This window comes from Acidobacteriota bacterium, from assembly GCA_016716435.1.
GTDB lineage: Bacteria > Acidobacteriota > Blastocatellia > Pyrinomonadales > Pyrinomonadaceae > OLB17.
In genome coordinates, this window is the sequence record JADJWI010000007.1 from 1 (window position 1) to 20,549 (window position 20,549).

Sequence of the window (20,549 nt, forward strand, 5' to 3'; positions counted from 1 at the left end):
GTCTTCGCGTCGTTCCGGCGTTCCCCAATCAGGATTTTCTTTCAGAAGTTCAATATAAAGCCGGTTTAGGCGACCGGTCGCCTTGATATCGAAGGCATTTTCGCGAATTTGCTTTACGGTGCTGATGCCCGCAAGTGCAAGGAAGAACCCGAAATGATCGGCGAAATTAGCATAGGCGCATGGAATGGTCTCGCCGTCTACGACATTCTCCGCTTCAAACCATTTTCCGTCCGTCGCGAGTACGAACTTGGCTTTCTGCTTCTCCCGTAGCAGGACTATCCTTAAGAGCCTTCAGCGTGGCGGCAACGCCTTCCGCACAGACCTTAATATGAATGTGATTGCGCTGAAGAACTCCGCGGAACGTCGGACTTGTTGGAATCACCCTTTCTCAGCTTTCGGATCGTCGTTTCCTTATTCCCGAAAGCCTCTAAAAACGCAAACGGAAACTCTTCCGCGTCAAACGGCTCTTCGGCGAGCTTAGAAACGGCTTCTTCGATTTCAACGGGGGGTTGGGGGGGAAAAAAGGGGTTGTGGGGGGAGGGGGGGGGGTGGGGGGGGGGGGGGGGGGGGGGGGGGGGGGGGGTGAAAAAAGGGGGAGGGGGGGGGTTTAAAACCAGGGTTGTAAAGGCGGGCGAGGGGATTTGGGAGGGCAAGGTGGGTGGGCTTTACATTTGGGGGGGATTCTTTGAAAATGGTTGCGTCCTCAGTTCATATTAAATTTTGGAGTTTTGCCTCGGTGGAGGTTAGGTATTTATGCGTAGATCTGCCTTGTTGGTGGTGTGTTTTTTTGCCCTCGGTTTGGGGGCGTTTGCCCAGGACCTGGATGAGGTTGTCATCTCCGGGCGGGTGGTTGATACAAATGGCCAGGCGATCGCCGGGGCCACGGTAACTGCCCGGCAGACCGCGACCGGACAGGAGCGGACGGCGACCACAAATTCCGATGGCCGCTATCGGTTGATAGAGCTTCCGCCGGGGCCATATACCATCAGGTTTGCGGCCACGGGCTTCGGGGCAAAGGAGCGGGTCGAGCTAAATACCATCTCGGGCCAGAACCTCCAGCTTGATATCGATCTCTCGCCGGCAGACGTCCAGGCCGAGACGACCGTCACCGTAGATGACTCGGATGCACCCGTAATTGATACAACCCGGACAATAGTCGGCGGAACGATAGAGCAAAGAGAGATCGAGGAACTGCCAAATACTACCCGCGACGGATTGGACCTTGTCCTGACGCTCGGCGGAGTTACTGAGGAGCCGCTTTCAAACCGCGACCTCTCTTTTGATAAAGGCGGCCGTACGGAATCGGCCCCGAGCAGCGGATTGATCGAAGGCGGCGTCTTTGCCCTCTCCGGCGGTGCCGCTTATTCAAACAACATCACCATCGACGGGCTTGATAACAACGACGACCGCGTCGCCGGTATCCGCTTTCAACCTTCGGTCGAAAATATCGCCGAGGTTCAGGTCGTTACCAATCAATTCTCTGCCGAATATGGACGTGCCTCGGGCGGCCGCGTAAATATCCGTACGCGTGCCGGTTCGCGGCGGTTTGCGGGAAGGCTTTTTTACTTCTTTTCAGATGAAAGCCTCAACGCAAATACATGGAGCAATAACCGCCGCGGCGTCCCGCGTTTTAACTTTCAGCAGCACGTTCCCGGTTTCACATTCGGCGGGCCGGTCCCGGTCGGCTACTTTAAGAATAAGACAAGCTTCTTTACGTCTTATGAATACGACTATATTTTCGACTCGACCATAACCGATACCTACATCCCGCTGACCGCAAATCCCGCTTTTCCGCTTCCGGCACCGAATTCGAGCGAAATAATAACCGATTTTGGTTCGCAGCTTGGCAGATACATTGATGGCTCGGACACCCCGCGAAAGCAGCATCGCTTTACCGCCCGCGGCGACCATAACTTTAACTCCAATCACTCGATAACGGTCAACTATCAGTTTGGCAAGACCAACGACCTCCGGCAGTTCAATGGCGGAAACCGCCTCGCCGAGTCGCTTATCGGAAGGCGGACCGAGACACAGGCAATAAACGGCACCTATAATTGGGTCGTCAGTTCCAAGGCCGTAAATCAATTCCGCTTTCAATATTCGACACTTAAGCCGGACTTTCAGGCGGTCGGCCAATTTGTAAATCCGGTCGTGCTGATCAGCTTCCGCGAACCCGGGCTTACATTTAATACGACGCTTGTCGCAGGTTCTTCAACTCTTGGGACATCCGCACGCGATGAGGGCCGCTGGCAGCTTCAGGATACTTTCACCTACGTTGCCGGAAATCATTCGCTGCGGTTCGGGTTTGATGTTCAGCGGGTCGATTCGACCTTTATCGACCTAAGCGATGCGACCGGCACCTTCAACTTTGCCGATCCGCTTTCGGCAACAACAGTTCCGCAGTGTTTGACCGATCCGACACAGCCGTCCGGCCCGACCAATCCGCGCATCCGCGGCGGTGTAAATACTTTTCCGCGGAGCTGCGTTACGCGTTACCGTCACAACTTCTTTACGGATTCGAACGTCGTCAATACTTACACCGGCTTCTTTTTGCAGGACGACTGGCGGCTCCGGAATAACCTTACGCTAAGTCTCGGCCTTCGCTGGGAACGGGAGACCGTTATTGAGGACAACAACAACTTCGGCCCGCGTGTCGGACTTGCCTGGTCGCCCTTTAAGAATGGAAAAGGCGTTATCAGATTTGGAGCCGGCATCTTCTATAACCGCGTCCTGCTGCGGACGGTCGATGATTACCGCCGCGGATTGAACGAGATCATCTTTGACACGAACCGGGTCTCGAGTTCCGGCGGTGCCCGTGATGTTTATCTTGCCGCACTCAGCGATCAGTTTCCCCAGACCTTCACGCCGGAAAGTCCGCTCGTCCAGCAATACATCGCGGCCGGGCTGAACAATAACAGCTTCTTCCGAAGCCTTGATGAGAACATCAAGATCCCGGAAAGCTATCAATTTAACTTCGGTTTCGAACGCGAGATCGGAAAGGGCTTTGTCGCCGAGGCAAATTTCACGCTCAATAAGACCATCAGGCTATGGCGGGAAATAAATACGAACGCGCCGATCATTCCGCAGGGCTTTTCGGACCTTGCCGACTATCTTGCCAACGGCATCACGACCGGGAATATCAGATTTGAGTTTGCGGGGCTGACCGCTCCGGATTCTAGAACGGACGCCGGCGTCACTTACTACAACCTGAATACCCAGAATCGCTCGACCTCGTCATCGACTCCCTACGGACGTGCACTGATCATTGCCGACTCGCTCCGGCCTTTTCCGCAGTTCGGGCAAACGGAACAGGTCGGCTCGATGGGAACCAGTTGGTACCGCGGGCTTATTCTTGAGCTGCGGCGGCGATATCGGCAGTTCGGAATGGGATTCGGCGGTTCGATCCGTGCGGCCTACACGCTCTCTTACCTTAACGACGACGGAATTGTGAATACTTCGTCGGCGCAAACGCCCGGTGACTTTGGGGCCGAGTGGTCGCGAAGTTTGCTCGACCGCCGGCATCGCTTTGCCCTTTCCGGGACATTCGACACTCCGTCGTGGATGGGTAAATTGCGTTTCTCGCCGATACTGCGGGTTGGCTCAAGCGCACCTTTCAATATCTCGAACGGCGGACAGACCGCTGACGACCGGAACCTCGACGATGTGAACTCTGACCGGCCGGATTTCAGCGGAAATATCCGGGACATTGTCTGGCGCGACGTTAACGATCCGGTTCCGGTCGATCTGGCTCGCCAGTTTACGCTCGCTCCGATCGGACGCGGCGGAAACCTGCCAAGAAATGCCGGCACCGGCCCGGCACAGTTCATCTTCGACCTAAATATCTCCCGCCAGTGGAGATTCGGGGAGCGGATGAGGCTGAGGCCGCAGATCGAGTTCAATAACATCCTGAATGCCGCCGTTTTCAGCTTTGGGTCGGAATTCATCAACTATGAAGCTGTCTCGGCAACCCCGACACCGGCACAGCTCGAAGAATTGAGGACCGGATTCCTTGTCCCGACGCGTGCATATCGGCCGCGGCAGATAAGGCTCGGGATCAGGTTCGAATTTTAGAGATCGGACATGTGAATGCAAAAAAAGAGGCGGCTCAAGGGCCGCCTCAACTTTTGGCAAGTGCAGTTTCTACACCAGGAGGTACTAAATATTCTGTGTGACGAGGTTAAGGAAGTGTCCCATTTGGAACTTCTTAACGCTAAGGTACTTTTCGGTGTGTTCCGAGGGTTCAAATTCGATCGGGACACGCTCGACGATCTCAAGCCCGCCGTCGCGCATCGCCTGTATCTTCTCCGGGTTGTTGGTCAGGGCCTTTACCTTTGTAAATCCCAGATCGCGAAGTATCTCAACGCATTGCCCGTACTGGCGAAGGTCAACATCAAGCCCAAGCATCAGATTTGCCTCGATAGTATCGGCTCCCTTGATCCTGAAGAGCATACGCCTTGATCTTATTGATGATCCCAATGCCCCGGCCTTCCTGATGTTGATAAACGACCGCTCCGCGGCCCTCGGCGGCGATAGTTTTGAGTGCACGCTCGAGCTGCGGGCCGCAGTCGCACTTTACGGAGTGGAAAACATCGCCCGTAAGGCACTGCGAATGGATCCGGACCGGTGCGGGTTTGTCGGAGTTCTCAATTCCTTTATATACGACGACGAATTCCTCATCCGAATCGATCGAACGGTAGCCCGCAATGCTGAAATTGCCAAACTCGGTCGGAAGAAAGGCCTCAGCCTCTTTTCGAACCGTTGGGACGCCCGGGAAAGTAGTGTAAGTCGTTGAAGAATGGCAAGTTTGCGTGATCATAATCGTGTGAACCGGTCGATCTCAGTTGCTTTTTCCAATCGTAAAGGTTTTCGCTTGGTATTGTCCTTCGGATTCATTTGAGGAGCGTTTGCGATGCTCAGAAAATTGCTGACAAGCCGGAATTGCTATGGTAAACTAAACATTGTTGAACCCTCCGGTTTCCCCCCTTGAACAATGAGCCAAATGTTAGAAACAAAGACACCCTTCAACGACGTCTCGATCGAGAGCGTTCTGCTCGATGCGGATCTTTTTGTGAAATACGCCTCCCCGGACAAGGCTTTTCAGCTTTTAAGGGAATCGATCGACCGGAGTCCGCGTTCCATCCCGCTCCGGGAAAAGATGCGCGATATATGCGTCCAGCAAAAGAACCTCAATGAGGCCGCCAGGCAATGCCTCGCACTCGTTACCTTATATATAAACCGCGAAGAATTTGATCATGCATACGACCGGCTCCAGGAAGCCAAGCTGCTTGACCCGAGGGTTTCTGTGGCTCCCGGGCTTGATGCTATCCGCAAAGCACGTCGTCCAGACTTTGCAACGACGCGGGACAGGTCGCCGCAGAAGGTCCGAACCGATACGACCTTTGCCGGGAATCTCGGATACGTCGGAATATTTGACGCGATCCAAGTTATTGAGAATGCAAAGATGACCGGGCTGTTGATTCTGAAATCTGACCTACATTTAGGCAGTGTGGCGTTTAATGACGGGCAGATAGTCGACTCGGAGTGCAACGGCAGGAATGGCGTCAAGGCATTCCGCGAACTTGTTGAGTTAAACAGCGGCACATTTGAATTTTCGATCTCGGAAAGTGACTTTCCGGTCGTTATTCAGGTCTCAAGCAACACCAATTTTCTCCTTGATGTACTCACCGAGCTTGACCAGGAGCGGGCAGAGGAGCAGGGCCTCCGAGATGTCAGCACCGAGGTAATGTAATCGAGATCAAAGGTTGACTAAAAAGCGGTCATACCCCAAAATATAGTGCTACCCCAGACAGGTAAGCACTATAGGATGTTTAAGCTCCAACGCCTCGAGATAACAGGTTTCAAGTCATTTGCAGACCATACTGAGGTCGTTTTCACCGGAAACGGCATAACCGCAGTGGTCGGGCCGAACGGTTGCGGCAAGTCCAACGTGTCCGATGCGATGGCTTGGGTGCTCGGAGAACAGCGCGCGAAATCGCTCCGCGGTGCGGAGATGAAGGACGTAGTTTTTCAGGGTACAAAGACCCGAAAACCTTCCGGAATGGCCGAGGTCGTTCTCCATCTTGTCCGTGATGAGATGACCTTTGACGCCGAGGACGATGAGCTGGAAGAGATCGACGAGGCGCTCAGCAGTATCGATGAACTTGCCGTAGATGTAGATGCTCTGGAAGGTTTTACAAACGAAAGCGAACTTCCAGAGATCGTAGAGGTCGAAGCCGTCGAGGCCGCAAGCGAAAATGTCTCGGAAAATGGGTTTCATGTCGGCGAGGTCGAAATTGAAGAGGTTCAGGTCGCGGCCGCAGGGGCGACGGCCAGCGTCGGAGCCGCACGAACGATAAAGACAAAGCGGCATTGGCGGCCGCGGTCGTTTGCTCTTGATTTTGCTCCCGGTGAGGCTGTTTCCGTATCGCGAAGACTTTATCTCTCGGGTGAAAGCGAGTATCTGCTCAACGGAAAAAGCTGCAGGCTTCGCGATATTCAGGACCTCTTTGCCGGAACCGGCCTCTCCGGTGCACACTACGCGATAATCGAGCAAGGCCGTATAGGTCAAATACTCTCAGCGAAACCGGCCGATCGTCGGAGCCTTATTGAAGAAGCTGCCGGAATCTCAAAGTTCCGTACCCGCCAGAGGGCTGCCGAGTCCAGGCTCGACAGTGCCAAGACCAATCTTGGGCGCATATCCGACATTGTTTCCGAAATAGAAAAACAAGCTAACTCGCTCCGCCGACAGGCCGCAAAGACGCGACGTTTCGTCGCCCTCCAGGACGAGTTCAGAGTGCTGCTCAGGCAACTCTTTGCCGCCGAGGGCAAGCATTTGGCGGCCGCGATCGAGGACCTAACGGTTCAGCTAAAGGGAGCGGTCGATCATGTCGAAGAGTGCTCGTTGGCCGTGACTTCGCAAGAAGATGCGGTCAGGCAATCGACTCAGCTCGCCCGGGATTCGGAGGAAGCTCTTGCGGAGGTCAGGCGCGGGCAGTCCGAGGCGGCCCTAGAGCGGGATCGGGTCCAGCGAGAGCGTCGCTACCAGACCGAACAGATCGAGGATCTCCGAAATCGCATAAGTAACCATAAACGAGAAATGGATGCGGCTGCAGAACGCATGCAGCTTGCGGCATCTGAAAAGGAAAGACTCGAAAAAGAAGAAGCTGCCGAAGGCGAACAGGCCGATGCGTCGCGAATGCTTCTGGCCGAGGCTGAAAAGAGCTATTCGGAGCTTGTCGAAGAGGTCCGCGGCATCGAGAGCGAGCTGGAAGTTGAGCGTGCCGAGCTTATGCGGCATACCTCCGCGATCGAAAGGCTCGGTGAGGTTGAACGGCAGCTCAACCAAAACCTTGAACGACTTGAGGAACGGGCCCGCGGTTTGGAATTAGAAGAAGGCCGTGCGAAAAAGGCCCATGAAGAACACGTTGCCGAGGTTGAACGACTTGTTTCCGAGATCGGGGGCGAACGCGAAAAACTGGGGCAATTCGAAAAAGAAAAAGAGGTTTTGACCGCCGCTATCGTGGCGGCAAGAGAGGCTCTTTCAGGTTCCGAGCAACAATTTGCGGCCGCAGAAGGCGAACTCCAGCGTGTCCAGAACAGGCTCGAGACGCTTGAGGAGCTTGAGGATCGCCGTGCCGTTTATTCGCCGGAGATCCAGAAGCTTTTTTCGCAGCGGGATGATATCGGTGTTGAACCGCTCGGTGTTTTGGCTGATTTCCTGAATGTTGCGGAAAGTGCAGAGACCGCGATAGAGAGTCTTTTTGGACCTTATCTGCAAAGCGTGATCGTCAACTCTGCGGAAGAAGCTGCGAAGATCGCTGATTGGTCGCGGCGGAGCGGTGCCGGGCGAGTGGCGATCCTTATCGCACCCGGACTCGAGAGATCGAATTCAAAGCGGGCGACTGAAAGTTCTTCAGATGTACTCGCGGCAATGGGAGTCGAGGGGACTTTTGCAGACTTGCTGCGCAATGCATTTCCGCGGGAAGCTTCTGCCCGTATCGTTGACGATCTTTCCTCGCTTGGTGGGGGTGAGGGTGTTCACGTTGCGCGAAATGGCGACATTCTTTTCGGCGGTGCTCTATATATAAGCGGCGTACGAGCGGAAGGCTCGGAAGGCGATTCGCTTCTTGCATTTAAGCGCGAGCTTGTCACTCTTGCCGAGCGGGTAAAGGAGCTCGCAGATAACGCCGAATTGGCAAGAAACAAGGCTCAGAGCGACCGGCAAGTACTTGCGGAGGTTGAAGAAAAGACCGTTGACCTACAGTCGCTGGTGATAAAGGTCGAGCGTCATTTGATCGCTCTGGAGCTTGAAGAAAAGACCGCCCGTCATGAGATCGAGCGGGCCGAGCGGCATCAGAAGGTCGTCGCTGCCGAAAGTGAACAAACATCGAACGAATCTGCAGAAATTAGAAAACGGATCGATGAGGCTCTCGAAAGCCGACGGACTGCTGAAACGTTGCTTGCCGAAGTGAGATCAAAGATCGAGGGAGTAAATCTTCGGCTTACAACTGCCCGGCAGAATGCCGAGATCGAGAACGGGACGCTCAACGACCGGCGTACACTTGCCGCTACTTCAAGCGAACGGCGTCGTGCCGTGCAATCTGCACTAAAGCGAATTGAAAATGAGCAGAAGGAGCTTGAACTTCGGTCAAGCACGACCGCTCGCGAGCTTGAAGAGGCTGAGAAGCGATTGGTCGAGGTAGCCGCCGCTCTTGAAAATACAGAGCAACGGATCGCCGGAATGGCGACGGAGATCGAAGCCGAAGGCACCGAACTCGAAGCCGCGATCGCCGCAGTTGCCGCGGCCCGTGGAAATGCTGATCTGGCTTCGAGCCTTCTTGCCGAAAGAAATCGTGCGGCCGCTGAGGCAATGAATGAACGTGCCGCGATCGAGGTCCGGCAGGCCGAAGCCTCGACTCGACTTGAGAACATACGCGAGAATTGCACGCAGGACCTTCATTGCTCGCTCGATGAGCTTATTGCAAGCGAGGCCATCTCAGAGGATTTTGAACTCGAAACGGCTCGCGGACGCTCGGAAGATCTTCGCGAGCGGCTCGATGGATTTGGCGCGATCAATATGCTGGCGGTCGAGGAACTTGCTGAGGCGGAAGAACGATTGCTTTTCCTTTCATCTCAGAGGCAAGACATCATCGAGAGCATTGCGTCGGCCGAAGAAGCTCTTCGTGAAATAAAGACCAGGTCACGGGAGCGCTTTGTTAAAGCGTTCGAGGCGATCAACGCTAACTTCAAGGAATTCTTTTCCGAGCTATTTGGTGGCGGAAGCGGCGAGATGACGCTTCTCGAATCAGACGATGTGCTTGAGGCAGGGATTGAGGTCGCGGCCCAACCTCCGGGCAAGCGGTTGCAGAACATTCTCTTGCTCTCGGGCGGCGAAAAGGCAATGACCGCGATAGCTTTGGTGATGGCGATATTCAAATACCGCCCTTCACCATTCTGTCTCCTTGATGAGGTCGATGCCCCACTTGACGAGGCCAATGTCGGGCGTTTTGTTAATAAGATCGCCGACATGGCCGAAAAGACGCAGTTCATCATCATTACCCACAATAAGCGGACGATGGAAGCGGCTCGTGCTCTCTACGGAGTGACGATGCAAGAGGCGGGTGTTTCTAAGGTCGTATCTGTCAGATTCGAATAATGGTCGAACCTATCTGGGTCTTGCGGCATCGTAGACTCCTTCAAGTGGTATATAATCCCACTTTCGCCGGACGGGCGAATCGCCCGGAAAAATGATGCTCAGTAGAATCGCGACCATTACCTTGTTATTCATTTTCGTTGGGCCTGCCGCTCTAGCAGTGTCGGGCCAGAAGAGAAATGTCTCTAAAGGGAAGGCGGCCACAACCAAGACGCCGAAAACTGCTGCCGATGAGACCCAGTCAAGCACAAACTCTTCAGAAGCAAACGAACCAATCCCGACCAAACGAAATGAACGCCCGCAAGGGGAAACGGTCGTTGCGGTCGCAAGTACGGAACGGCGTTCGGGATCTGAGTATGAGTATCTTTTCTTTCAGCCGAATTTCACGTTGAGCCGTGTTCTGATTCGCCACGATGATCTCGGAAAGGGAAGCATTGAATTCATGCGTGCGGATTTTGAGGAGCCGATGACCGAGGCGATAGAGATCTCAAGTGCCACGCTCGCTCGATTAAATGCGGCGTACGCAGATCTGAAGTTTCTCGAGTCTAATGAGTCGTATCAGCACGAAAAGGATTTCTCGCATATGGGAACGGTTCGTCTGACCTTAGTTCGTGAAGACAAGAAGCGGACGGCCGAGTTCAATTGGACAGATAACCGTCTCGCAAAGTCGCTTGCGGACGAATACAGAAAGATCGCGAACCAGTTCATCTTGACGTTTGATATTGACCTCGCCCGCCAAAACCAACCGCTCGAGTCACCAAAGCTGATCGGCCGTCTTGAGTCCTATTTGCGAAGAAACGAGATCTCAGATCCCGTCCAGTTGCTGCCATTGCTGACGGCTCTCGCTAACGATGAGCGTCTGCCGCTGATCGCACGCAATCACACGCTTCGACTGATCGGCCAGATCAAGAAAACCGCGAAATAGCCTTTAGCCTTCGACGACGTTTATCCCAAGTTCATCCAACTGAAGCGGGTCAACTACACCGGGCGAATCCATCATGAGATCTTGCGCCGAGGCGGTCTTCGGAAAGGCCATTACGTCACGGATGTTCTCGGTTCCGCATAAGATCATACAGGTTCGTTCAATGCCCGCGGCAAACCCTCCATGCGGCGGTGTGCCGTATTCAAGAGCGTCAAGAAAGAACCCGAACTGAGTACGGGCAGATTCAGGTGACATTCCGAGGGCTTTGAAGTTCAGTGCTTGAACATCCTTTTGATGAATTCGGATCGATCCGCCGGCACACTCGTAGCCATTGATCACGGCGTCGTAGGCCTTTGCACGAACTTGCCCGAGAAGGTGATGTTGCGACGGATCATCAACAGCCGTTTTGAACATCTCCAGATCCTCGTCCATCGGTGAGGTAAAAGGATGGTGAGCAGCAACGTATGTATCGGTCTCATCGTCATGCTCGAACATCGGAAACTCCGTCACGATAAGACACTTGTATATGCTCCGGTCGATCAATCCTTCGCGACGAGCGATCTCATTGCGAAGTGCGCCGAGCGAAGCGGCGACCACGCTCTTTTTGCCGGCAACGATCAAAACGGCGTCACCTTTTTCGGCACCTGCGGCTGCGGCGAGTTCGGCTATCTTTCCTTCGCCGAGGACCTTTAAGAGTGAGGACGTGATCTCATCGCCCATCTTGATCCAGGCCATCGCGCCCGCTCCATAGCGTTTTACATAGTCGTGAAGTTCGTCTAGCTGTTTGCGCGAATAATCGGCTTTACCCTTTGCTACGACGCACTTGATCTCGCCGCCTTTCGAGAGCGTATCGGCGAACGGAGCAAAATCGGTGCCGTGCAGATTTTCGCTGAGGTCTTGTAGCTCCATCCCGAAACGCAGATCGGGTTTGTCGCTGCCATAGCGGCGCATCGCTTCGGCATAGGTCATCCGCGGCCACTCGGCCGGAAGGCTTATATCGATCAGCTTGAGCACATGGTTGAACATCCCTTCCATCTCGCGGTAAACGGCCTCCCGGTTGACGAATGACATTTCCATATCAAGCTGAGTAAATTCCGGTTGCCGGTCCGCACGAAGGTCCTCATCACGAAAACAACGTGCGATCTGGTAATACCTGTCAAAGCCCGCGATCATCGTGATCTGCTTGAGGATCTGTGGCGATTGCGGCAGGGCAAAGAACTTACCAGTATGTATTCGCGAAGGAACGACAAAATCGCGTGCTCCTTCCGGCGTACTTTTCAAAAGTATCGGCGTCTCGATTTCGATGAATCCGCGGTCGTCAAAATACTCGCGGATCGCCCTAACGGCTTTCGCACGCATCCGAATATTTCGCTGTAGCTGCGGACGGCGAAGGTCAAGATAACGATATTTTAGCCGCGTTTCCTCGGCGGCCAAGTTCTCGCTTCCTGCAACTTCGAGCTGAAAGGGGGGAACGGCAGCGTCATTAAGGACCAACAATTCTCCGACCTTGACCTCGATGGCACCGGTCGAAAGCTTGGCATTCTTTGCACCCTCATCGCGCTTGACGACCTCGCCTTTGACCGCGAGTACGAACTCACCGCGAATTGACTTGGCTTTCCCGTGAGCTTCCGCTGCTGTCTCCGAACTTACGACGACCTGCGTAACCCCCTCGCGATCGCGAAGGTCGATAAAGGTGAAAACGCCAAAGTCGCGTTTCTTGGCGACCCAGCCCATTAACACGACCTGGTCGCCAACATTTGCCTCGCGGAGTTCCCCGCAGGTGTGCGTCCTTTCTAAGTTTCCTAAAACATCCAACATATATAAATAAAAAAGCCTTTCGGTCTGCGACAAACGAAAGGCGGAACGCTACGGGATGTGCGTCCTCGCCTATGTATTATTGTCGTTGTTCAGCCGAAAAGCGTTCATCAAATGTTAAAAATAAAGACGAGCGAAATAATACAAGATAGGAGCGTTCAAAAGCAAACTGTCGAGCCGGTCGAGCAGTCCGCCGTGGCCCGGGAGTATGTTTGCGGCATCCTTGGTCCCCGAACCGCGTTTCATGGCGCTTTCGGCCAGGTCGCCGAGAACGCCGACCGCAGCCATTACAACCGCGAGACCAACAGCGATCGCGACAGGCAACTCCGGAAAAAACAACCAGGTGCAGAGTGCCGAGATGGCCCCGGCTGCGACGAGGCCGCCAATCAGGCCTTCGATCGTTTTCCCGGGCGAAATCAGAGGGGCGAGTTTATGCTTGCCAAGAGCCCGTCCGGCAAAATACGCCCCGGCATCCGAGCCAAATATGACCGCGAAGAAAAATAACAAGAGCTTTGAGGAAAGCCCAGGAATGTTCTCAAAGCCGACCCGCGTAGCGATAAGAAAGCCACCGAGAAACGCGACGTAAACTACCCCGAAAACGGTTACCCCCAGACCGGTAAGAAGCTTCGAAAAATCCTTCTGAAAGCGGAACGTCTCAGCGATGATCACGACGATCAACGCGAGGGCGAGCGTTAACAAAAGCAACTCAGGGGCCTTTGAAGGGGCGTCGAAAACGAAAGCCACTACCAATGCGGCCGCGGCCAAATACGCCATTCCGGCATCCGCTTTGAGTTCGAGCTTTTTTGTTAGAGTGAAAAACTCAAAGAGTCCCGCGGCGAGGGCGAGGACGGCAATCACGACAAAAAGCCAAACCGTTTCGGGAAACCAAAAGGGGAGAACCACCGAGGCAATAAGGATCGGCAAGGCGATGGCAGCGGTAAGAAGTCGAGTTCGCATTCAAGAATAAGCTAGTTGGGCAAGTCCGGCGTTTCACCCCTGTCATGCCAGAAAATATACATTACGCAGACTGAACGTCGCCGAATCTACGGTCTCGCTTCTGATACTCGATGATCGCCTCGAAAATGTGCGGCCGCCGAAAATCAGGGAAAAGAGTTTCCGTTACGTAGATCTCGGCGTACGCGATCTGCCAAAGCAGGAAATTCGATATGCGCATTTCTCCGCTCGTGCGTATCAGGAGGTCAACATCGGGAAGCCCAGCAGTGTAGAGATATTTTTCGATATCAGCGTCATTTATTGAATCGAGACTGCGGCCCGTTCTTGCCACATCTTCCGCAGCAAGCTTGAACGCCCTGACCAATTCAGCCCTGCCGCCATAATTCAACGCGACATTCAATATCATTCCGGTGTTCTCGCTGGTTTTTTTGACAGCGGCGTCGATCTCTGTCCGGACATCTTCGGCCAGGCCGGAAATGTTGCCAATGGCTTGAAAGCGTATGTTGTTCTTGTGAACATCCTTGAGTTCGCTTCTTAGATAGCGCTTTAGCATCGACATCAGCCCCGAGACCTCGGCCTTTGGCCGTTTCCAGTTCTCGGTTGAGAACGCGTAAAGGGTTACCGAAGGAATAGCGAGACGAGCACAGGTGTCAACGATCGCCCGGACGGATTCGGCTCCCGCTCGATGCCCAAATATACGTGGTTTGCCTCGCCGACGTGCCCAACGCCCATTGCCGTCCATAATGATCGCAATGTGCCGCGGAAGGCGCTCGGCATCAATCGCCGAAAGAAGCTCCGACTCTTTAGTATTTTTCTTTATTACCCCGGAAAATGCTTCGAACATCAGCTCACAAAGGCTTGTTACCGGTCCGGACCGATGATCCGTTCCTCGAAATGAACGATCGAGTCGATATTGATCGGACCGTAAATATGAGGAAACCCCTCGCCATTGGTCGAGGGTTCGAATACAAGATCCGAACTAAGTCGTTCGCTGTCAATTGTTAAGACGACGACCTTTGAAACCCCATCGAAATACCGATCCAAAACGCCATCCAACTGTTCAGGCAAACTACAGTGAATAAACCCTTCTCCGGCAAGACTTTCAGCGATGATCGTATCTCCGGACCGCTGTTCTTCCCAGGATTTGGGCAAAATAACATGGAAAATATGCATCGGCTGATCTAATCGTAGTCGACCTTAAGCAAGCTTAGGCCGTGGGCCGGGGCGGTTTTACCGGCAAGTTTTCGTTCCCCGCTCACCAAAGCCGTTTGAATTGTATCAGAATCACGCGTTCCCAGCCCGACCTCCAGAAGCGTCCCAACGATCGAACGCACCATGTAACGCAGGAATCCATTGGCCGAAATGTGGAACTCGATAATCATTGCACCCGCCCGTTTATCCCAGAAGGTGTCGAAACCGCAGTCGATTACGTTTCGAACGCGATTATCGGAATCAGACTGGGCCGCCGAAAATGCGGTCCAGTCGTGTTCGCCGATAAGTACGCGAGCGGCTGCCTGCATCGCGGCGATGTTTAGTGGCTGCGACTCGTGCAGAGCATAACGCCGCCAGAATGGCGACATGATCGGAGCATTTACGATTCGATAAACGTAGGTCTTTTCCTTTGCTGAGAAGCGAGCGTGAAAATCATCAGGTGCGTTCTCAACGTTCATGATCCGTATGTCTCGCCAAAGATTGCCATTTATCGCTGCCTGAAGTTTCTCTGGAGTAAAGCTTCGCGACAAGACAACGTTTGCAACCTGTCCCTCGGCGTGGACGCCTGCGTCTGTTCTCCCAGAACCGGCCAAGTGAACCGCACCACCTTCCAAAACACCGAGAACACGCTCCAGCTCGCCCTGGATGGTCCGGTCATGCTCCTGCCGCTGCCAGCCGTGGAAATCAGTTCCGTCATACTGGATCAGGAGTTTATAGTTCATTCATCCTCGAATTGAACGCTTCGGCGAATCTGGCGGCAGAACCATTATCCATTCTGAAATACAAAGCCGGCTCGATCAGTTCGACCTCCATTATCTCAAACCGTCCGCTAAGCCCTCTTGCGGCGTCGATACGCGCATAAAGAAGGCGCTTCCGTATGAAACTCAAGGCTTGAAAGCCAAGTTCCATGAGTTCGCCCGCAGGCTCTGTCGCATTAATATTGCCACCGTGTTCTTCCTGTACTCGAAAATCTCCCGTCTTCGGTGTCTTCAAGATCGCATGGCTAAAGGCCCCTTCAAAAAAGAACAGCGAATACTCGCCCTCTTCCGTGATCGAGGGAATGAAAGGCTGGATCATGAACTCTCGATCTTTGAACACCCGGGCAACATCATGATCAAAACTCCGCACTCGAAACGTATCTTGAGCCGTAGCACTTATTGTCGGCTTAACTACTATTTCATCCGTGCCGGCGATTTCTTTGAAGTCGTTAAACTCGGACGCGTCCAGACCGCCCGTAGCGAATGTCGTCGGGATTACAGGAACACCGGCCGCTAAAATCTCCGCAAGATACCTTTTATTCAGGTTCCATTCGACTATATCGTACGGATTCTCAAGACGGGCTCCCGAGTTCGCGATAGTGCGAAGAACCTCCAAAAAGCCTTCCGCGTCCTTTTGATAGTCCCAAGGCGTCCTGATAACGACCGCCTCAAACCGTCCCCAATCGACTGTGGGATCTTTCCAAGATTCGTACGAAACCTGCCATCCAAGCGAGCGAAGTGGCTCAACCGCCAATTCATCATCGCTCGTATAGCCGGTCAGGTCGTCTGTGGTAAGAAAGCAAACCTGTCGCATTATTGCTTGTCGTGCGACTTGCGGCTTCCCGGCATCACGGTTTCCATTCCTTCGGCACACATTGGGCAATATTGAGGTGCAAAGGAGGGAACGTCGATCGTAACAAGCGACGTCCTCTCGACTCCAACGTCGGCCCGTCCGTTCGAACGATCGATGATCGTTACGGCTCCGATCACGTCGCCTCCACGGGAGGTGAGCGATTCAATACACTCCTTGGTCGTGCCGCCGGTCGTCATCACATCTTCGACTACCAAGATCTTTTCGCCCGGCTTGATCGTGAACCCTCGGCGGACGGTCATTACCTGATTTTGCCGCTCGGTCCAGATGAACCTAACGTTAAGAGCGGCGGCGACAGCATAGCCGACGACAAGTCCGCCGATCGCAGGCGAAGCAACCGTCTCTATCCCGCGGTCAAGATACTTTTTCGCTATCTCGGCCGCAAACCGGGTTGTGTCTGCGGGATATTGCAGGGCAAGAGCGCATTGCAGGTAGATCGGGCTATGGAGTCCACTCGAGAGGACGAAATGCCCCTCCAGTAAAGCGTCAGTGTCACGAAAATGCTGCAGAATCTGTTCGGAGTTCATTGTTTTGGGCGGTGAATTAACTGGCGCACCGAACCTGCATTATGCCAAAAGCTATCAATTCTGCCCAATTAGAAAGGCCAGATTTGTCCCGATGATTTGCGGTTCTGGATGACACGGCTAGAATAAAGTCGTATGGCTCCGTTCCCAAATCTGATCTGCGACGCATTACTGATCAGTGACACGATCGAATTCCTGAAGCTCCGAGGTGGACGTGCGTCAGCGATCTCTGTTGTCGGGGCGGTGATGAAGATCAATGTCAGGGAGGCGGCCCTCGCCCGCACTCTGGCGGAAGGATTAGCGGAAAAGGACGCTCGACTTGCGATCGTCAATGACGATGTTGTACTCACGACAAATGATGACGGAGATATCGATCTCCGTACTGCCGATTTCGTCGTAATCGATCTTGAGACTACGGGAGCGAAGGCTCCGCCGTGCAAGGTTACCGAGGTCGGCGCGTATCGGGTCTCAGGTGGAAAGATCTGCGGTGAGTATCATTCGCTCGTCAACCCGGAGACGCCGATTCCGCCGTTCATAACTTCGCTTACCGGCATTGACGATTCAATGGTGGCCGACGCGCCGGCCTTCCGTGATATCTCGGACGAATTGCTGACGTTCATCGGTGATTCAGTGCTAGTTGCTCATAACGCACACTTTGATGTCAGTTTCTTGAATTGCGAGATCGGGCAAGTATATGTCGACTACAGGTTGGGCAATTCGCAGCTTTGCACGGTGCAATTGTCGCGCCACCTTTTGCCGGACATCGAGAATCATAAACTTATGACCGTTGCCCGGCATTTTGCTATCGCGCTCGAAAACCATCACCGTGCGTCAGACGATGCGCGGGCAACAGCCGAAATATTCATTAACTTGCTCGGCGACCTAGAGGAATTGGGAATTAACGATCTAGCCTCGGCCCGGAAATTGGGCGGACGAAGACGAAAATGGAAAACAGCATGACCTTACCACCAGAGAATCTGCAGAACCTTGAGATCCAGTCCACACCGCGGGACGAAATGGGCCTGGTGCAACTTGATACCTTCGGTTACGAGTTTAAGGGCCGAAAAATTTGGATCGACTTTGAAATACCCGAGTTCACAGCGATCTGCCCGTTTTCCGACTTTCCGGACTTCGCGACGATCAAACTCAGCTACGTCCCAAATGAGCGGTGCATTGAGCTAAAAAGCCTAAAACTTTACATAAATTCATTTCGTGAGGTAAAGATCTTTCACGAACATGTGGTGAATGTGATCGTGGAGGATTTCGTAGAGGCATGTGACCCGCTTGAGGTCAGACTCGTGGGCGATTTTAATGTGCGAGGGAACATCAAGACCGTTGTAAGGGCCGAGTATTCGAAGGCTTAGTGCGAATTGTTGCCGTTCATTACGCGTGGCTGAACGGTTTGATGCTTTTCGCAGGCTTTGGCGACCAATTTATCGACCTTTTCAACCGCAACTTCTTCATCCATTGGTTCGGCAACAAGTATCTCGGACAGTATCAGGCTTCGAGATTTGTCCAAAAGCGTCTGTTCGCGGAAAGAGAGTTTTTTCTCGTAACTCAGGAACGTGAGTTTCTTTAGAACGTCCGCGACCGAGAACAAATCCCCGCTTCGAAGCTTTTCTGCAAATTCCTTCGATCGTGACTTCCAGTCACACGAGACGATCTCAAAGTCGGCAGATAGGGAACGAATCAGTTTTTTGCATTGTTGCGGTGAGATGACCGGACGAATGCCAATGTTCTCGGCATTGTCTAAAGGTACCAGAATGGTCGAATTATCACTTATCAAGCGAAGGGTGTAGCAATTTACAACCGTATTTCCGAGAGCTGTTCGCCGAATTGCTTCGACGATGCAGACTCCTTGATTTGGGTAGGCGACCTTTTCTCCGACTGAAAGATCCATAAGCTCCTCACCTCCGTAAAACACCACGGAATTCGAAAGGACTGATTGAACCTAATTGGTCCGGTCGTGAGGAAAATCCAAAAGGGAACAGGAAAAGGATAGCACACTTCCGTTAGGAGACGAAAGAAGATTCTTCCGAAGGGAGCGAGTGTCGGGGAAGTTCGATCGTAAACACGGTTCCTGTACCAAGCTCCGATCGAACTGAGATCTCACCGCCGTGAAGCCGGGCAAGATGCTTGACGATCGAAAGTCCGAGCCCCGTGCCCCCGACGTCCCGGGTCCTTCCGCGATCAACACGGTAAAATCTCTCAAATATCCGCTGAGCGTGACCCTCAAGAAGGCCTTCGCCTGTATCAACAACCGAGATCAGATCGGCCTTGTCTGTTGAGGACAGCGATACGGTGACGGTTCCGGCGTTCCGATTGAACTTGATAGCGTTGTCTATCAGGTTGGTCAACATCTGCTCCAACCGCATCGGATCTGCAAACACTCGTGCTTCACTCGCAATGTCACTTATGAGCCCAATTTCGCGCTCGGTCGCTTTTGTCGCAAGGTCAGCAAAGACCTCATCTACCACATTTGAAATGCGCACTTGTTTTACGTCGATCGAGATGTTGCCGGACTCAATGAACGAAAGCTCCAGGATGTCAGCGATCAAAGCGTGCATTCGCTCAGCATTGCGACGAATGGTCGTTAGAAAACGCCGACTGTTTTCGACATCATCAATAGCACCGTCTTCGAGAGTTTCTACGAAGGCCAGGATCGATGTCAGCGGCGTGCGCAGTTCATGGGAAATATTTGAAAGAAACTCCTGACGCACTCTTTCGAGTCTTTCGATCTGAGTTATGTCGTAAAAGGTGCCGATCGCATATTGTTTTCCGTCAAGAGTGATCGGTGCAACAAATACGTTGTAGATCCGTCGCTCAGTCCCTACGAGTTCGATCCGAACTTCTTCGGACGCATTGCTGACGACGGCGCGTCGAAATGCTTCGTGGAGGTCGATGTCACGAATGATCTCGCTGAGACGGCGGCCTGCGAGAGGATAACCGCCGCGGCCAAATGATTTCTGGGCAGACGGGTTGGTAGCTACAACGCGCATGCTCGAATCCGCGAGGAGAACCGAGTCGCGGTTAGCGTCAAGTACCGCTTGAAGTGTATCCAGCAAGGGTGTTAACGAAGCGGGTCGGCTTACGCCGAATCTTTGTGTCGGCTCTATTTGCATCCGACAAACCGATATCCAACGCCGACGACAGTCTCGATCGCGATGCCGCAGCCATCCATTTTCTGTCTAAGGCGGCGGATGTGAACATCAAGCGTTCTCGTATCGCCAAAGTAACTATAGCCCCAGACATTGTCCAAGAGTTGCTGCCGCGTCGCAACCCGTCCGCTGTTCTTAATTAGATGCTCTAAAAGAGCAAATTCCTTCCGCGTAAGCTTAACGTCTTCGCCATCAGCCGTGACCCGCATATCGTCGAAGTCGACCTCAAGCCGCTCGTCTTCGTACTTAAGCGTTGTCTCTTTTTCGGCCCGACGGAGCACGGCTCGAACTCGGGCGATCACTTCCTTGACGGAAAATGGTTTAACGATGTAGTCGTCGGCACCGGTGTCTAGCCCTGCGATCTTGTCGGACTCGGCAGCTTTCGCCGTCAACATTATTATCGGCGTGCTTTCTGTCGATTGTTCTTTTCTCAAGCGTCTGCACAGTTCCATTCCGCTCATACCCGGAAGCATGAGATCCAAAATGATCAATGAAGGTGTAGATTTTTCGTCAAGGGCCAGACGTAGGCCCTTCTCGGCCGATTCTGCGATCATTGACCGAAAGCCTTCGCGCTTGAAGTTGTAGTGAAGGCTTTCGGCTATATCAGCGTCGTCTTCGATGATCAATATCGTTGGCTGCATAAATCGCGGTGTTTCAAGTAATTGGCGTTCAAGAGTTCAACG

General features: G+C 53.3%; 16 protein-coding genes and 1 pseudogene. 6 read left to right on the plus strand and 11 right to left on the minus strand.

All coding sequences use genetic code 11. The features are described 5' to 3' along the window. The first annotated feature begins 753 nt into the window (after nucleotides 1–753). On the plus strand, nucleotides 754–4,071 hold the full coding sequence (locus IPM21_10915) for a TonB-dependent receptor (GenBank protein MBK9164394.1): 3,318 nt from the start codon (nucleotides 754–756) through the stop codon (nucleotides 4,069–4,071). Nucleotides 4,072–4,155: 84 nt separating this feature from the next. Here IPM21_10915 and ribA read toward each other — a convergent pair. Then, nucleotides 4,156–4,816 (minus strand): annotated as a pseudogene (gene ribA / locus IPM21_10920) (GTP cyclohydrolase II). A gap of 183 nt (nucleotides 4,817–4,999) precedes the next feature. On the opposite strand from ribA, the gene IPM21_10925 reads away from it, so the two are divergent. From IPM21_10925 to IPM21_10935, 3 genes are all read left to right on the plus strand, one after another. Next, a complete protein-coding gene (locus IPM21_10925) occupies nucleotides 5,000–5,749 on the plus strand; it encodes a DUF4388 domain-containing protein (protein ID MBK9164395.1) in 750 nt (249 codons plus the stop codon). A 75-nt stretch (nucleotides 5,750–5,824) separates the two neighbouring features. Further along, nucleotides 5,825–9,655 carry a chromosome segregation protein SMC gene (gene smc / locus IPM21_10930; GenBank protein ID MBK9164396.1) on the plus strand — a complete coding sequence of 1,277 codons (3,831 nt, stop codon included), beginning with the start codon at nucleotides 5,825–5,827 and terminating at the stop codon, nucleotides 9,653–9,655. Between the two features lie 91 nt (nucleotides 9,656–9,746). After that, on the plus strand, nucleotides 9,747–10,577 hold the full coding sequence (locus IPM21_10935; GenBank protein MBK9164397.1) for a hypothetical protein: 831 nt from the start codon (nucleotides 9,747–9,749) through the stop codon (nucleotides 10,575–10,577). A gap of 3 nt (nucleotides 10,578–10,580) precedes the next feature. Here the strand turns inward: IPM21_10935 and aspS are convergent, their stop codons facing one another. From aspS to IPM21_10970, 7 genes are all read right to left on the minus strand, one after another. Next, the gene (aspS, locus tag IPM21_10940) at nucleotides 10,581–12,392 is read right to left on the minus strand and encodes an aspartate--tRNA ligase (GenBank protein ID MBK9164398.1); all 1,812 of its coding nucleotides are present in this window, start codon (nucleotides 12,390–12,392) and stop codon (nucleotides 10,581–10,583) included. 114 nt (nucleotides 12,393–12,506) lie between these two features. Then, nucleotides 12,507–13,346 (minus strand): phosphatidate cytidylyltransferase, encoded by an 840-nt coding sequence (locus tag IPM21_10945; GenBank protein ID MBK9164399.1) that lies wholly within the window; start codon nucleotides 13,344–13,346, stop codon nucleotides 12,507–12,509. Nucleotides 13,347–13,407: 61 nt separating this feature from the next. After that, nucleotides 13,408–14,187 (minus strand): isoprenyl transferase, encoded by a 780-nt coding sequence (locus IPM21_10950; GenBank protein MBK9164400.1) that lies wholly within the window; start codon nucleotides 14,185–14,187, stop codon nucleotides 13,408–13,410. A 17-nt stretch (nucleotides 14,188–14,204) separates the two neighbouring features. Next, the gene (locus IPM21_10955; GenBank protein MBK9164401.1) at nucleotides 14,205–14,516 is read right to left on the minus strand and encodes a DUF952 domain-containing protein; all 312 of its coding nucleotides are present in this window, start codon (nucleotides 14,514–14,516) and stop codon (nucleotides 14,205–14,207) included. A gap of 8 nt (nucleotides 14,517–14,524) precedes the next feature. Further along, a complete protein-coding gene (gene truA, locus IPM21_10960) occupies nucleotides 14,525–15,277 on the minus strand; it encodes a tRNA pseudouridine(38-40) synthase TruA (GenBank protein MBK9164402.1) in 753 nt (250 codons plus the stop codon). Next, nucleotides 15,267–16,127, minus strand: a complete 861-nt coding sequence (locus IPM21_10965) for a hypothetical protein (GenBank protein MBK9164403.1) — start codon at nucleotides 16,125–16,127, stop codon at nucleotides 15,267–15,269. The genes truA and IPM21_10965 overlap by 11 nt, the downstream gene beginning before the upstream one ends. Beyond that, on the minus strand, nucleotides 16,127–16,711 hold the full coding sequence (locus tag IPM21_10970) for an orotate phosphoribosyltransferase (GenBank protein ID MBK9164404.1): 585 nt from the start codon (nucleotides 16,709–16,711) through the stop codon (nucleotides 16,127–16,129). The genes IPM21_10965 and IPM21_10970 overlap by 1 nt, the downstream gene beginning before the upstream one ends. A 132-nt stretch (nucleotides 16,712–16,843) precedes the next feature. On the opposite strand from IPM21_10970, the gene IPM21_10975 reads away from it, so the two are divergent. Continuing rightward, on the plus strand, nucleotides 16,844–17,668 hold the full coding sequence (locus IPM21_10975; protein ID MBK9164405.1) for a 3'-5' exoribonuclease: 825 nt from the start codon (nucleotides 16,844–16,846) through the stop codon (nucleotides 17,666–17,668). After that, entirely contained in the window at nucleotides 17,665–18,072 is a 408-nt protein-coding gene (gene queF, locus IPM21_10980; protein ID MBK9164406.1) for an NADPH-dependent 7-cyano-7-deazaguanine reductase QueF, read from the plus strand. The genes IPM21_10975 and queF overlap by 4 nt, the downstream gene beginning before the upstream one ends. Here the strand turns inward: queF and IPM21_10985 are convergent. The 3 genes from IPM21_10985 to IPM21_10995 form a co-directional block, all read right to left on the minus strand. Then, entirely contained in the window at nucleotides 18,069–18,608 is a 540-nt protein-coding gene (locus IPM21_10985) for a CarD family transcriptional regulator (protein MBK9164407.1), read from the minus strand. The two genes, queF and IPM21_10985, sit on opposite strands and share 4 nt — an antisense overlap. A gap of 112 nt (nucleotides 18,609–18,720) precedes the next feature. Continuing rightward, nucleotides 18,721–19,773 (minus strand): PAS domain-containing protein, encoded by a 1,053-nt coding sequence (locus IPM21_10990; protein MBK9164408.1) that lies wholly within the window; start codon nucleotides 19,771–19,773, stop codon nucleotides 18,721–18,723. 47 nt (nucleotides 19,774–19,820) lie between these two features. Then, nucleotides 19,821–20,507, minus strand: a complete 687-nt coding sequence (locus IPM21_10995; GenBank protein MBK9164409.1) for a response regulator transcription factor — start codon at nucleotides 20,505–20,507, stop codon at nucleotides 19,821–19,823. Nucleotides 20,508–20,549: the final 42 nt, after the last annotated feature.